General features: G+C 48.7%; 11 protein-coding genes. All 11 read left to right on the forward strand.

Annotation, left to right across the window (positions count from 1 at the left end):
- Nucleotide 1 precedes the first annotated feature (1 nt).
- On the forward strand, nt 2-652 hold the full coding sequence (locus JO226_RS00325; protein ID WP_293471649.1) for an ABC transporter ATP-binding protein: 651 nt from the start codon (nt 2-4) through the stop codon (nt 650-652).
- Nucleotides 653-686: 34 nt separating this feature from the next.
- On the forward strand, nt 687-1,880 hold the full coding sequence (locus JO226_RS00330) for a sugar transporter (protein WP_293471651.1): 1,194 nt from the start codon (nt 687-689) through the stop codon (nt 1,878-1,880).
- A gap of 86 nt (nt 1,881-1,966) precedes the next feature.
- On the forward strand, nt 1,967-2,347 hold the full coding sequence (locus JO226_RS00335; protein ID WP_293471652.1) for a hypothetical protein: 381 nt from the start codon (nt 1,967-1,969) through the stop codon (nt 2,345-2,347).
- A 17-nt stretch (nt 2,348-2,364) separates the two neighbouring features.
- Nucleotides 2,365-4,125: a polysaccharide biosynthesis/export family protein gene (locus tag JO226_RS00340; protein WP_293471668.1), complete on the forward strand. Its 1,761-nt coding sequence runs from the start codon at nt 2,365-2,367 to the stop codon at nt 4,123-4,125.
- 80 nt (nt 4,126-4,205) lie between these two features.
- Nucleotides 4,206-5,177: an SIS domain-containing protein gene (locus JO226_RS00345; RefSeq protein WP_367273489.1), complete on the forward strand. Its 972-nt coding sequence runs from the start codon at nt 4,206-4,208 to the stop codon at nt 5,175-5,177.
- Between the two features lie 171 nt (nt 5,178-5,348).
- The gene (locus tag JO226_RS00350; RefSeq protein ID WP_293471656.1) at nt 5,349-8,885 is read left to right on the forward strand and encodes a hypothetical protein; all 3,537 of its coding nucleotides are present in this window, start codon (nt 5,349-5,351) and stop codon (nt 8,883-8,885) included.
- A gap of 10 nt (nt 8,886-8,895) precedes the next feature.
- Nucleotides 8,896-9,693: a 3-deoxy-8-phosphooctulonate synthase gene (gene kdsA, locus JO226_RS00355; protein ID WP_293471658.1), complete on the forward strand. Its 798-nt coding sequence runs from the start codon at nt 8,896-8,898 to the stop codon at nt 9,691-9,693.
- A gap of 76 nt (nt 9,694-9,769) precedes the next feature.
- On the forward strand, nt 9,770-10,543 hold the full coding sequence (gene kdsB, locus JO226_RS00360) for a 3-deoxy-manno-octulosonate cytidylyltransferase (RefSeq protein ID WP_293471660.1): 774 nt from the start codon (nt 9,770-9,772) through the stop codon (nt 10,541-10,543).
- Nucleotides 10,543-12,585: a capsular polysaccharide biosynthesis protein gene (locus tag JO226_RS00365; RefSeq protein ID WP_293471662.1), complete on the forward strand. Its 2,043-nt coding sequence runs from the start codon at nt 10,543-10,545 to the stop codon at nt 12,583-12,585. Before kdsB ends, JO226_RS00365 begins: the two co-directional genes overlap by 1 nt.
- A 3-nt stretch (nt 12,586-12,588) precedes the next feature.
- Nucleotides 12,589-13,824: a capsular biosynthesis protein gene (locus JO226_RS00370; protein ID WP_293471664.1), complete on the forward strand. Its 1,236-nt coding sequence runs from the start codon at nt 12,589-12,591 to the stop codon at nt 13,822-13,824.
- Nucleotides 13,825-14,258: 434 nt separating this feature from the next.
- A partial coding sequence (locus JO226_RS00375; RefSeq protein WP_293471666.1) for an IS5 family transposase occupies nt 14,259-14,762 on the forward strand: 504 nt, incomplete at its 3' end.

Below are 14,762 nucleotides of genomic sequence, written 5' to 3' on the forward strand. Positions count from 1 at the left end.
CATGATTGAACTGCAAAACGTCTCAAAGTACTACCCGACCCGATTCGGTCGCCAGTATGTGCTAAAGGAAGTCGCCTTCACGCTGCCCGCCGACCGGAACATTGCCATTCTCGGCGCTAATGGCGCCGGTAAATCGACCCTGTTGCGCCTGCTGGGGGGGATGGATATGCCCAGCCGGGGCAAGATTGTTCGCCACAACCGGGTTTCCTGGCCGCTGGCACTCAGTGGCGGCTTTCAGGGGAGCATGACCGGACGGGAGAATACTCGCTTTATCTGCCGCATTCACGGTATCTATGACACCCGGCCGGTGGAAGAGTGGGTCAAAGCCTTCTCGGAAATCGACCAGGCCTTCGAGCTGCCAATCAAGAATTACTCCAGTGGCATGAAGTCGAAATTTTCTTTTGCCGTCAGCATGGCCTTTGAATTTGACACTTACCTGATTGACGAGATCACCGCCGTCGGGGATGCCCGCTTTAAAAAGAAGTGCAATGACGTCTTTGAACAGAAGCAGCAGAGCGCCAACCTGATCATGGTCTCCCACGACATGGGTACCCTGCGCAGGCAGTGCGACATGGGAATCCTGCTGCATCAAGGGGAACTGACGCTCTACCCGGATATCGAAGAGGCCATCGCCCGTTACACCACGTTGTAATCAGCCGCCATTTAACTGCGTACTTATAGTGACTATGAAAGAATTTCCCTTGCTGGCGCCTGTCAGCCGCAAACTGCGTAAACTCAAGCGTGACCCCAGACTGTTTCTGGTTGACTCCAGAGGATTCAGGGTTGCGACCTATTCGTGGAAAAAAGCTGTCCGACTCGGCAGTTTCCTCTGGGTGGTGGGGTGTTTTCTGCTGGCAGCCCTCTATTACTGCGTTATCGCCAGCGACCGCTATGTCAGCCAGGCGAGCCTTATCATCAAACAGGCTGACCAGGTAAAAATGATGCCCGATGCACTTTCCATGCTGGGGCTGGGAGGCAGCAATCACCAGGATATACTGGTTATCCAGGAATACCTCAAATCGTGGGATATGCTGCAAATCCTCGATAAAGAACTGGCGATCAAAGACCATTTCCAGAGCGACAAAGCAGACCTGCTGTCGCGGCTCGCCAGCGGCGCGACCCGTGAAGAGTTTCTGCAGTATTACCGCGACCACCTGACGATCACTCTTGATGAGCTTTCTGGCGTACTGACCCTGCAGCTGCAAACCTTTGATCCGGCCTATACCCAAAAAGCGGTGGCCCTGATGCTGAAAGAGGGCGAAGACTTTATTAACCGGCTGAGCCGCCAGGTCGCTTCCGAACAGCTGGCGTTTGTTGAAAAAGAGGTCAGTCAGGGCTATCAGCGTCTGCTGGCAGAGCAGGAGAAGGTGCTGGCCTTTCAACATCAACATCAAATTCTGAGCCCGGAAATTACCAGCGGCGCCATGCAGGGGGTGCTCTCTGAGCTTGAAGCCCAATTGGTGCGTCAGCAGGCCGAGCTCAAACGTCTGGAAATCTTTATGAACCCCAATGCCCCCGATGTGGTGACCGTCAAAGATGGCATTGCGGCGTTAAAAACCCAGATTGCCCAGGAAAAAGAGCGACTGACAGGAAATCAGGCGCAATCGCTCAATGAAGTCACCGCCGAGTATATGTCGGTGCAGGTGCAGGCGAAACTGGCTGTTGATGTTTACAAAACCGGCCTCACCAGTCTTGAACAAGCCAGAATCGAAGCTTATCGCAAAATCAAGCACCTGTTGGTGGTCAGCCAGCCAAGCCAGGCCGAAGAGTCTGAATACCCGCGACGCCTGTACAACCTTGCCACCATTGCGGTGCTGTTGTGCCTTTTCTATGGTCTGGTGGTGATGGTACTGGCGACCGTGCGTGAGCATCAGGACTAACCAGGTCACCCTTAAATTTTGCTCATTAAGCCGCAGTAAATCATTCATATCGCCCTACCGTCAGTTTCCGTGAGAACGATTGAACTATGAACTATATCGCCCCCCTCCAGGCGTTATCCCTGGTTGTACTCCTTGCTGGCTGTTCACATCAGCCAAAGCAAGTCGATGCGTCGCGCGCCCTTGTGAGCCCGACGACAAAAACTGAACTGACGCCCATGCCTGCAAGCCAGCAACAGGCACTCAATACCCTGCACCAGGGGGCATCCCTGAGTACGGCCGGAGGTGTTCTCGTGCTGGGACAGCGCTATATCTCTGCCCTGGGTCGTGAATGTACTGAACTCCTGGTAAACACCCCCCAGGGGCGCTCACAACGCAGCGCTGCATGCAAGATTGCAGATCAATGGTATCTGATACCTCAACTGGAGCAGGCTTCCCTTAGCGGCCTTTATTCGGGTCAATCACAATGAGGATCGCTACCTTGAAGATGACAAACCATTATCGTCTGGCTACGGCCCTTTTTCTTGCCACGATAACCTGTTCCTCCCTGGCTGCCACGCCGCAGACGACAACGCCGCCTGCGGACAAATCAGCAGGCTACAACCTTTCAGGAGGTACTACCGAATCCCAGCGAGTGCAGCTTGAAGGCCAGCCCAACGCCAGTTCCACCGTAGGTAGCTTCACGCAACAAAACCGGCAAGGCCTGCTGTTACCTGGTGAAAGTGATGTTCGTAAACTGCTGCCGCAATCAGAAGCGGGTCTGCCTCCCCCGTACGGCGCGAACCTGTTTGCCGGCGGTTATGAAACGGAACGCAGCGATGGCCTGAACGACAACTATCTGATCGCGCCAGGCGATAAACTGAATATCTGGATCTGGGGTGCGGTTAATTTTTCCAGCGTGGTCACCGTCGATAATCAAGGGAATATTTTTATTCCTGATGTTGGCCCAATCCATGTTCAGGGGGTGCATGCCGGTCAGGTTAATGACCTGGTGACAGAGAAAATTGGCGAAGTCTTTACCAACAACGTCAATATTTACGTCAACCTGTTAACCTCCACGCCGGTCAGCGTCTATGTGACAGGCCCGGTTATTCGTCCTGGCCAGTATGCGGGCCAGGCATCCGACAGTGTGCTCTATTTTCTCAAACGGGCGGGGGGTATCGATTCTGAACGAGGTAGTTATCGTCAAATCAAGGTACTACGCCAGGGTACTGTGATCCAAAAAATCGACCTTTACGACTTTATGCAGCAAGGCAAAATGCCAAAACTGGCATTAAAAGATCAGGATGTGATCCTGGTTGAGCCTCAGGGCGCGATGATCAATGTCGCGGGTAAAGTCCGCAACCCCTTCCGTTTCGAGTTAAAACAGCAGAATACGCAGGGTGAGGAGCTGGCCTATTACGCACGCCCGCTTTCCAAAGTGAGCCATGTCGGGATCATTGGCGATCGCCCCGGCGGCCCGTTCTCGGTTTATCTGCCCTATAAAGATTTTGCCGCTTTCCAGTTACAGGATGGCGACAAGGTACTGTTTAACGACGATACCCATGCCCAGATTTATGATGTGCAGGTAGTGGGAAGCTACCTTGGTCCGTCCTTTTTCACCGTGCGTAAGCAGACCAAACTGCATGATTTACTTGACCATATTCCCATCGATCCTCAACTGGCTGACTACGGGTCCATTTACATCATGCGTAAAAGTGTCGCGGCGCGGCAAAAAGATATGCTTGATGAATCGCTCAATCAACTGGAACGCAGTGCATTCACCGCACCCGCCAGTTCAGATGGAGAAGCCTCCATCAGGGCGAAAGAAGCTGAACTGATCATGCAGTTTGTGAACAAAGCCCGCCAGGTTCAGCCCCTCGGGAAAGTGGTGGTCGCCGACAATGGCGTTATCGCCAATATTCAGCTGGAACAAGGCGATCAGATTGTTATTCCTAACAAAACCGACCTGATTCAGGTAGGCGGGGAAGTGCTGATGCCGCAGGCGGTGGTCTATAACCCACAGGCCAGTCTTGAGGATTATGTCGCCTGGGCCGGTGGCTTTACAGAGCGTGCAAATGACAAACGCATCGCGGTGGTACATGCCAACGGGCTGGTGGAGTTTAAAGGCCAGGGCAGCGTTAAAGCAGGCGATCAGATTCTGGTGCTGCCGAAAGTTGACAGCAAAAACATGCAGTCGGTCAAAGACATTACCCAGATTATCTACCAAATCGCCGTTGCCGCAGACGTGGTGCTGAACTCGGATTAATTCCTTGAATAGCCATTTAGCTTCGATGAACCTACAAATCAGGATGATTACGCGTGATAAAGAATCAACAAACGGTCGATATTCGCAATTTTTATGACGAAGTCCCCTTTGACGGAGATGTTCTGGACAGCATCCAAAAAACGCTCCAGCAACAGGGTGAAACATTGCTGAGTCTGGCTGCGGAGTTCAACAAAAGCCAATACCTGCTGGCTCTTTCATTAATGTTCCAGTGTAAAGGCCATGTCATCATCTGCGGCATGGGAAAATCGGGTCATGTGGGACGTAAAATCTCTGCCACATTAGCCTCCACCGGAACCCCGAGTTTTTTTGTTCACCCCGCAGAAGCATTTCATGGCGATCTTGGAATGATCACCGGTGATGATGTTGTTATCCTGATTTCCAACAGTGGGGAAACGGATGAAATTTTAAAACTCATTCCCTCACTGAAACACTTTGGAAATCGTATTATCGCGATCACTGGAGGAGTGCAATCGACTCTGGCCAAAAATGCTGATGCCGTGCTCGAAATCAGGATGCAAAGTGAATCCTGCCCCAACAATCTGGCCCCAACTACATCGACAACGCTGACCATGGCAATTGGTGATGCACTGGCATCGGCGCTGATGAATAAGCGCCATTTTATGCCCAACGATTTTGCCAGGTTTCATCCTGGGGGGAGTCTGGGCCGCCGTTTGCTGACTCGCCTCAAAGATGTTATGAGCTCCAGGCTAACCCAAATGGCTCCTGAGTCATCACTCAAAGATGTTATTGTTGGCATGACACAGGATCAGCATGGTATCGCACTGGTAATGGATAAAGGCTCCCTGATGGGTGTCATCACTGATGGTGACTTACGTCGTGCAATGCTACGCCAGGACTTTGATCTCAACACCTTCAAAGCCAAAGATATCATGAGCCATAATCCGATCACTGCCTCTCAACATTCGATGCTGAACGATGCTGAAGATCTGATGCGTGAGCGCCAGATTAAACAACTGCTGGTGGTGGATGATACTAACACTCCTGTCGGGATCGTTAATTTCTTTAATTGATGTGGGATTTTTGAATAAATATAACCTTTCCGAATTGCCGTAATAGATTACCCTCCTGATAAAATAGAGTATCTCTTGCAAAGAGATAATTAGTTACATCTCACTCAAAACACTAATGTCTATATAGACTCAATTTATAAATTAATCATTATAGATAATGATGGATATATTATGAACAACACAGAGAACTCATTAAAGTCAATCAATAGCATTATTTATTATCTTGAGCTTCAATCAGAGTTGTCTGACCCTTTATTCAGATATGCAACATTCAGATCTCATATCATCCCAGAAATTAAATGCTTAAAAAGCTATAAAGAATCTTTAAATATAAAAGTCATCATTAGTAATGATATTTATGATCGGGCGGTAAGTGAGGGGCTCGACCTTACTAGCTTTGATGTTATAAAAATAGAAAGTAGAGACATTGATAACATTTGCGGTGACAATTTTTCCGCCTCTATGAGATGGAGTAAAGGAGAATTATTGGAGGGGGAAGGAGAAAAAATACGCAAATTGATTTCATCAAAAATTGGTGACCATTATCCAGACATAACGATCACTTATGAATCACCATCCCCTTTTATGAAATTAACATTCCCTGATGCCGTTCACTTTAACAGCATGTTTGGTGCATTTTCTAGAGCTCCATTCCCGGCTTTTGGAATAATTGACCCATATGGTCTTTACAATACTTCTTTTCAAGCAAAATTTATTGAAAAATTAAAACATGGCATTCTTGATAGTGAACAACTTGAAGTATTAAGAGTAATTCGCAGAGATGCCATTAGACATATTTCAAAAAACTTCCCTTACAAAAAATTTCTGGCTGAGATTTATGATGAATATGATGCTGCATATATTGTAGCATGTCAGATTGATAATTATTTTGCATTCAATGCATGCACCGACATACAGACACAATATGAATTGGTGAAATATGCGTTGGTACACACCCCACAAAACATCGCCGTCATTGTAACGGAGCATAACTACTGCCGTCAGATAACCAATAAACAAGTCGATGAGTTAAAGGCTGAGTTTTCTAATTTCATTTACCTAGAAAATAATAAAGATATACCTGGACCCTCACAATTCCTCTTACCTTACGTCGATGGAGGTCTTACTGTATCCTCATCTATTGCGTATCAATGCTCTCTATGGAGAAAACCATTAATTACTATTGGTAGTTCTCATGTCAGCATTATGTCCACAGCTAAAAACATTGATGAATTTATTAATCAAGTTTCACGAACAGAACTTATAAACAACGATGTACTATTGTATAACTTATTATCAAAAGTACATCTTTCTCATAAGTTCGACATATTTCATGGTGAAAATTATTATTTAAAACTAAATGAATTATATAACCTTATTATAGAAAATAATCATGACGAAATTTTTTCTCAATCAATTTCCGCACAAGACCTCCATAAAAGAGTGTGGGAGGGTCGAAGGGGTTGGTTGTTAGATAAAGAAATCTCCATAAAAAACATTGAAACTCAAACTGATCACTTAAGGGTGGCAATGTCCGAGGTGGATGCTATTTCTTTTGATCTATTTGATACACTAGCAGAGAGAGATTTCATTGATCCACATGAACTATTTTTGTTCATCGAACCAAAAGTACAACAGGCCATAAACAATAGGAATTTCAAATTCCACCATATAAGAAGACAGGCTGAAGGTGATGTAAGAAGACCTACACAAGGCCATTTTGAAGTAACTATAGATCAAATATATGAAAGAATTGGTGAAATTGCAAACCTTAATGATGACCAACTTGAAATAATAAAAAAAATAGAAATGCAATCTGAGTTTGATTTGGTTCATGCTAAGGCCCGAATGGTAAAAGAATTCAAGTTTGCAGAACTGATATGTTCCGTAAGAGCAATAATTACAGATATATATTTTGAAAAAAACTTCATAGAAAAAATTGTTGAGAAAATTGGTCTCAAAGAACATGTTAACATATTACTTTCATCTGCAACCAGCAAAACCAGGAAACATAACGGAACAATATATCCTGAGTATTTAAAATTACTTAAACAATATGATATTTCTGCGTCAAAAGCACTACATGTTGGTGATAATAAAATAGCCGATGGGGATATGGCAAAGAAAAACAACCTTCGCAGCTATGTATTCCCTAAAGCTATGGATAATTATAGACGCGCAAAAATAGCTACTGTTCTTGAAAGAACATTTTCTATCCGGCATTCTTCCACATCTATAATAAATGGTATTTTTGCCAATAAATTCAACAGTGATCATTGGAATAAATTTGATCCTGACAATACATTTTCTGGCTCACCTTACAAATATGGCTATATGGCTATTGGGCCAATGATTCTTGGCTTTACACAATGGTTATATAGAAAGGCAAAACAGTCAAAAACAGAACATCTATATTTTTTAGCTAGAGATGGATGGATTCTAAAACAATCTTTTGACAAACTCTACGGAGATAAAGATGACGCACCAATAACTCATTATCTATATGCATCACGGAGAGCTGTGACATTACCTTCAATTAAAACAATTGACGATATAATAGAACTTGCATCTCAGAATTTTAATGCTCGAAGCATATCTAGCTTTCTAAATTCGAGATTTGATATTGAGTGGAATGAAATCCCTCTGCAAATAGCTAAAAAATTCAAATATAAGGCTGATAGTATTGTTACTCCATCATTTGAAATAAATAAGCTTCATAGATTTCTTAATGAAATATCAGATATTATATTTACCAAAGCAACTAATGAAAGAAATACTCTCTTAGAATATTTAGAGCAAGAAGGCTTTATAGGTAACATAAAAAATAAAAACACAGCGGTGGTTGATATAGGGTACAGTGGTTCAATGCAATTTTATCTAGGCAAGATACTATCTACAGATAGTATTGGTGGATACTATTTCCTAACTCACAACCACTCAAGAAACCACTTCAACAATGCGCTCTTTGAAGGGTATTTACAAGATCTTGATGACCACAAAATTGCATATCGTCATCAACTTAATGATCATGTCTTTATTTTTGAAGCAGCTTTAAGCTCGCTTGAAGGTAGTTTGATTAATATCACGCGAGAAGATAATAAATTAAAATTAAATCTTTTGGATGCTGAAGAAGAAAAAACACGTAAGCCAATCTTAAAAAAAATACACAGCGGCGCTACAGATTTTATAAATGATATCAAAGATAGATTTTGTAATTACAATGAGTTATTTGAAGTATCACCTTTACTATCAACAAGGTTAATTCTTGACTACGCTAATTATCCATCACCGATGGATGCCGCAATTTTCGATAACTTTGAAGTGGAAAATATTTTTGGCGGAGGCTCTGTTTGGCTAATAGCAAAACCTGATGAAAGCCATTTTGATACGAATGGACATATTAAGCCCGATGTGATTGATAGGTTGATAGAGCAATCAAAATGGAAAAATGGAGCGCGACAGCGTTATAAAATGTTCTCTCTGGCTCAGAGTACGAATTTAACTACTGTACAACCCAAACCTTTTTCAGGAAAAAAAGGTGTAATCGTTGATATCAAAAACAAAAAGAAAGCCAAGTTAAAAAACACACCTTATCGTTTCTTTAGTGACTCAAAAAAACCATTAATAAAAAACCTGAGCTGGCTTTTTAAACCACAGACATCAAGAGCTAAGGTCTTGGGGTTTATATTGAAAAAGATCATTCATTAATGGAGTTGATATGTTTCTAATCGCAGGCCCCTGTGTTATTGAATCCGAGCAACTTGTCATGGATGTTGCTGGCAGAATCAAAGAAATCACCGATAAACTGGGTATGGAATATATTTTCAAATCCAGTTTCGATAAAGCGAATCGAAGCTCTACCGATAGCTTCCGCGGTCCAGGTATGGAGCGCGGTTTGCAAATTCTGCAAAAGGTCAAAGAGACCTATGGTCTGCGTGTGCTGACCGATGTACACGAAGATACGCCTGTCGAAGAGGTGGCGAGCGTCGTCGATGTACTTCAAACCCCCGCCTTCCTTGTGCGCCAGACCAACTTTATCCAGCGAGTGGCCCGTTGCGGTAAACCCGTTAATATCAAGAAAGGTCAGTTCCAGGCCCCATGGGATATGGAACAGGTCGTCAAAAAATGCCATGAAGTCGGCAATCAGGATATCTGGCTGTGTGATCGTGGTACCTCCTTTGGTTATAACACCCTGATCTCTGATATGCGTGGTCTGCCGGTTATGCGTCGTACTGGCTGCAAAGTTGTCTTTGATGCCACCCACTCAGTACAACAGCCTGGCGGACAGGGTGCCACCAGTGGTGGTCAGCGTGAGTTCGTGCCAGTACTGGCGCGCGCCGCTGTAGCCGTTGGGGTCGATGGTCTGTTTATGGAAACCCATCCAGACCCCGCAAAAGCGCTGAGTGATGGCCCGAACATGCTGCCGCTTTCCGTGATGGCGGAAATGCTGACGGTACTGGCAGAACTCGATCAGGTTACTCGCGCTCATCGATTCCTGGAAGATACGCTGGTGTAAATCGCCACGGTCCAATAAGGACGCTCTTTGCACGCCCTTGCCTGTTTACCATTCCTGCATTTCAGACCCGACAACAATGAACTACAAAATTGTAATCCCCGCGCGGTACGGTTCCAGCCGCCTGCCCGGAAAACCGCTGGCGCTGATTGGCGATCAGCCGATGATTCAACATGTCTGGCAACGCGCTGTTGAAACAGGTCTTGACCGGGACGACATCTGGGTGGCTACCGATGATGAGCGGGTTGCTGCGGCGGTACGCCAGTTCGGCGGCAACATCATCATGACCCGCCCCGAACACAATTGTGGCACGGATCGTCTGGCCGAAGTGGCCCATGCACTGAAGTGGGCGCCCGAGACCATTGTGGTGAATGTGCAGGGTGATGAACCTCTGCTTCCTGCCAGGTTGATTACGCTCGCGGCCAAAACACTGGCCACACAGCCGACATGTGGTATTGCCACGCTGGCAACGCCGATTGATACGCTGGAGCAGGTTATGGCTCCCCAGTGTGTCAAAGTCGTGCTGAATAAAGACAATCGGGCGCTCTACTTCTCGCGCGCCCCGATTCCCTGGGATCGAGACGGTTTTGCTTACCAACCTGGAGCCACGGAAACCAGACACGGGTTACGCCATATTGGTCTGTATGCCTACCGCGTCGACACGCTGCTTACCTTAGGCCAGTTACCGACTGCAACCATTGAGCAACTGGAGTCACTGGAGCAATTGCGGGCCCTGTGGCACGGCATTCAGATCGCTGTTGCCACCATAGACAAGGCGCCTCCTCATGGCGTGGATACTCCGGAAGATCTCGAAAAGATCAGAAGTCTGATAAACAGTGGTACATCAATCTGATGAAAATGTGGGTCAGTAGTCAGGGTCTGTGTGCACGCGGCGAGTTGCTGCGTGCTCTGTGGCCCTGTGAACCGAAGCGTTTTGGCAATATCGGGCAGGTCGCTCAGGAGGATCTGCTGGCTGGCTGGGGCAATAAGCCCACCAGCGAGTCACTCTGTTCAGTGGCAGCAGCACACGGCCACCCCTTCTGGCGCCTCGAAGACAGCTTTTTCGGCTATCTGGGCCATCCGGCCCGCAGTGGTTTGCCGCTTGGCCTGGTATGGGACGACGAAGGCATCTATTACGATGCCCGTACGCCCAGCCGTCTGGAGCGTTTAATTCCCCGTCCGCTCAGCGAACTGGAGCAGGCCCGTGCAGAACAACTGACCGCCCTGGTGCGCCAGCATGGCGTCACCAAGTACAACATCTATCCAGGGCTGGATGCTCCGATGCAGTTGCCGCCAGCGCTTTCCAGCCGTTTCGGGTGCGACTCACGCCCCTGCATCCTGCTGGTTGATCAGGTCGCGGGGGATCTCTCGATTACCGGCGCTTTGGCCGATGAACAGACCTTCGTGGCCATGGCAGCGGCAGCCCGTGCGCGTCATCCAGGTGCCCGCCTGCTGTTACGTACACACCCCGATACCCGGCTGGGCAAGAAACGCGGGGCGCTGGCCCGCCTCAATCTGGCTGATCTTGAGCTGGTGAGTGAGCCCTGCCACCCCCACGCCCTACTGCGGGCGGTGGACGCGGTGTATACCGTCTCCTCCCAGATGGGGTTTGAAGCGCTGCTGCTCGGCAAACCGGTTTACTGTTTCGGGATGCCTTTTTATGCCGGTTGGGGACTGACCCATGATGCGCTGACGTGTGAACGTCGGACGCAGATCTCTCTTGAGCAACTGGTACATGCGGCACTGATTACCTATCCCCGTTATTACGATCCGGTGCTGAAACAGCCGTGTGAGGTGGAAGAGGTGATTCGCCTCGTCGCTGCGCAGCTTAAGCCTGCACCGCGCTGGCGTCGCCTTTATCTGGTGGGGTTCAGCCTGTGGAAACGGGCTTTTATGCACACCTTCTGTGTCGATCTGGCCGATGAGTTGCGCTTCGTGAGCAAACCGCCTGTGCAACTGGCCGCTGACGAGCAGGTGTTGGTATGGGGCAGAAATTATCCTGAACTGGTTTCGCCCATCCGGGTGGAAGACGGTTTTATCCGCTCGCGCGGGCTGGGGTCCAACCTGTGCCGGCCATCATCGCTCTCTGTCGATCCGCTGGGTATCTATTTTGACAGCACTGCGCCAAGCCAGCTTGAACGGTTACTTAATCAGCATCCGTTCAGCCCCGAGGATCAGCGCCGTGGCGCGTCGCTGCTGGCCCTGTTACGGGCACATCGGGTCAGCAAATATAACGTCGGGGTGCAGCGCTCCTGGCAACCCGCGGAGGGAAGCAAGACGTGTATTCTGGTGGTCGGGCAGGTAGATGGCGATGCCTCCATCCTCACCGGCAGCCCGGTGATCCGCAGCAACGAGCAACTGCTGTGGGCCGTGCGTGAAGCCCGACCCGATGCCCACATCATCTATAAACCGCACCCGGACGTTGTAGCCGGTAATCGGGCCGGTACGATTTCCGCAACTTGTCTGGCGGCGTGTGTCGATGAGCAGGTGCTGGAGGTGGATCTCGCTTCGCTCTACCCCCAGGTGGCGGAACTGCACACCATGACCTCATTAAGTGGTTTTGAAGCACTGATGCAGGACGTCAGGGTGGTGGTGTGGGGCCAGCCTTTCTACAGCGGCTGGGGGCTGACGGTCGATGTGAATCCGCCCTCCCGCCGTGAGCGAACGCTGACGCAGGAGCAACTGGCTCTGGCGACGCTTGCCCTCTATCCCCGCTATTTTGACTGGCGCAGCGGGCTCTGGGTGACCGCAGAACACCAAATCCGACTGCTGGCCGCGCAAGGGCAAACCGACAGCAAGCCATTACCGCGCCTGCACCGCTGGGCGCTTAAGCTCGGCTACCTGTACCAGACAGTGGTTCGTCCCCCCCTTCCTCTTCTCGACAGACAGAAATAACCGATGAACATATTGCTACTGCAAGGGCCGCTGGGGCCCTTTTTTCAGGCGTTGAGCAAGGAACTCGCGGATCTTGGACATTCCGTGTGCAAGGTAAACTTCAATGCGGGTGATGCCGCCTGGCTCTGTACGGGTGACAATGTTGTCTTTTCAGATGAACCGGAAAGCTGGGATACCTTTCTGCGTCGCCTGGTGAAAAAGCGCAATATCGAGGCTGTGGTCTGTTATGGCGACTGCCGTTTTTATCATCGGGTTGCCGCCAGTCTGTGTAAACAACTGGAGATTGCATTCTGGGCGCTGGAGGAAGGTTATCTGAGGCCAGATTTCATCACCATGGAGCACGGCGGTGTTAATGCCTTCAGTCCTCTCTATGCACAACGTGACGAACTGGTCGAACACGACTGGCCTGTACCTTATCAGGCGCAACTTGTGGTGGGACGCACCTTTGCCCGCCGCGCCGGATACGCCATTCGCTACCATCTACGTAAGTTACTACAGCACCGCCATTATCCCGACTATGTCAGCCACCGTCCCTGGAACGCCTGGCAAGAGGCTCGTGGCTGGGTGATGGGCGGAGTGACCAAATGGCAACACCAGCGACCCGATCGCCAGTTAATGCGCGATTTGGAACAGCATCGCGGGAAGATCTTCTTCGTCCCCCTGCAGGTAACAGAAGATTTTCAAATCCGTGAGCACTCGGATTTGAGTGGCATTGAAGAGATGGTGACTCAGGTCATCAGCAGCTTCGCCCATCACGCCCAGGCAGACGATATTCTGTTGTTCAAACATCACCCAATGGACAGAGGCTATGTGAGCTATCGTGCCCAGATTGATAGCCTGAGCCAGATGTTTAATCTGCGGGGGCGAGTCTTCTATGGTTATGAATTGCCATTACCGGCCCTCTATCCCTTACTAAAGGGCGTTGTCACTATCAACAGCACGGTGGGTCTCTCCGCCCTGCTGCATAGAGTGCCTACCTTTTGTATAGGTCGCGCTCTGTATGATATCGACGGACTGACCAGTCAGCTGACGCTGGCGCACTTCTGGCGCCATCAGTCGCCAGTCTGCCCGAAGCGCTTCGAACGGCTGCGCCAGTCGCTGCTACACCTTACTCAGCTCAACGCCAGTTTCTATCACCATCTGGAGCATAGCGCCCGACTGGTGGCCCGGCGTATTAGCGGTCTTGATCAGGTGCGCCTGCCAACACTCAATTACACAGCCAGAGCGGTCGGCGAATAACAGACAATCTCCCGTTGTTCGAATCAGTTACATAAACCTACTTGTTCACACCCCAGTTATGGGGTGTGGCATCACACGGGAAAGTCGTCGTTCAATCCCCACAGAAATATCCACCAGCAAAAAATGTAATCCTGCCCTGAAGTGCCCTTCTTAAATTACAGAGACTGTTGAAGTAAGCCAAACGGTGATGGGGTGATGGTTGCCACTATTCCGGCATTAAACTCTCAGTATTCGACACTCTGTAGAGACATCTCCTTCCCACTTGAACAGAGGTGATATGCTCACCTAAGAACAACACTGTCTGGTAATTTTCAAAGCTCAGCGATATAGACCAAATTCCTGACGCTTCCGTTTTTAGCGGCTTTGTTGAATAAATCGAACTTTCAGGAGATGGGCGGATCTGATCGTTACAGTCATTTCAGCATCAGATCCTCATGGCAAAGCAAAAGTTTAAAATCACCAACTGGTCAGCCTACAACAAGGCGCTCAGGCAGCGCGGTTCGCTGACGGTCTGGCTTGATGAGTCTGCCATTGCTGCATGGACTGACAGTGCACCGCCTGAAGGCCGCGGACGACCTCTTCACTACACCGATATGGCTATCACTACGGTTCTCATGATGAAGCGCGTATTCAACCTGCCACTCCGGGCATTGCAGGGCTTTGTTGATTCGATTTTTACGCTGATGACTCTGTCGTTACGCTGCCCGGACTACTCTCTGGTCAGCAAACGGGCGAAGAGCGTCAACATCAGCATAAAAACGCCAACCCGTGGCGAAATCTCGCACCTCGTTATCGACAGTACAGGTCTGAAAGTCTTCGGCGAAGGTGAATGGAAAGTCAGGCAGCACGGGGCCGACAGGCGCAGAGTGTGGCGCAAGCTTCATCTGGCTGTAGACAGTGCGACGTATGAGATTATCTGCGCCGATTTATCACTCAGC

Source organism: Pluralibacter sp. (genome assembly GCF_019237635.1).
Taxonomy (GTDB): Bacteria; Pseudomonadota; Gammaproteobacteria; order Enterobacterales; family Enterobacteriaceae; genus Enterobacter_B.

Bases quoted from the DNA above. Each gene is read 5' to 3' on its own strand.
- JO226_RS00325 (WP_293471649.1), top strand. From the start codon at position 2: ATGATTGAACTGCAAAACGTCTCAAAGTACTACCCGACCCGATTCGGT.
- JO226_RS00330 (WP_293471651.1), top strand. From the start codon at position 687: ATGAAAGAATTTCCCTTGCTGGCGCCTGTCAGCCGCAAACTGCGTAAA.
- JO226_RS00335 (WP_293471652.1), top strand. From the start codon at position 1,967: ATGAACTATATCGCCCCCCTCCAGGCGTTATCCCTGGTTGTACTCCTT.
- JO226_RS00340 (WP_293471668.1), top strand. From the start codon at position 2,365: ATGACAAACCATTATCGTCTGGCTACGGCCCTTTTTCTTGCCACGATA.
- JO226_RS00350 (WP_293471656.1), top strand. From the start codon at position 5,349: ATGAACAACACAGAGAACTCATTAAAGTCAATCAATAGCATTATTTAT.
- kdsA (WP_293471658.1), top strand. From the start codon at position 8,896: ATGTTTCTAATCGCAGGCCCCTGTGTTATTGAATCCGAGCAACTTGTC.
- kdsB (WP_293471660.1), top strand. From the start codon at position 9,770: ATGAACTACAAAATTGTAATCCCCGCGCGGTACGGTTCCAGCCGCCTG.
- JO226_RS00365 (WP_293471662.1), top strand. From the start codon at position 10,543: ATGAAAATGTGGGTCAGTAGTCAGGGTCTGTGTGCACGCGGCGAGTTG.
- JO226_RS00370 (WP_293471664.1), top strand. From the start codon at position 12,589: ATGAACATATTGCTACTGCAAGGGCCGCTGGGGCCCTTTTTTCAGGCG.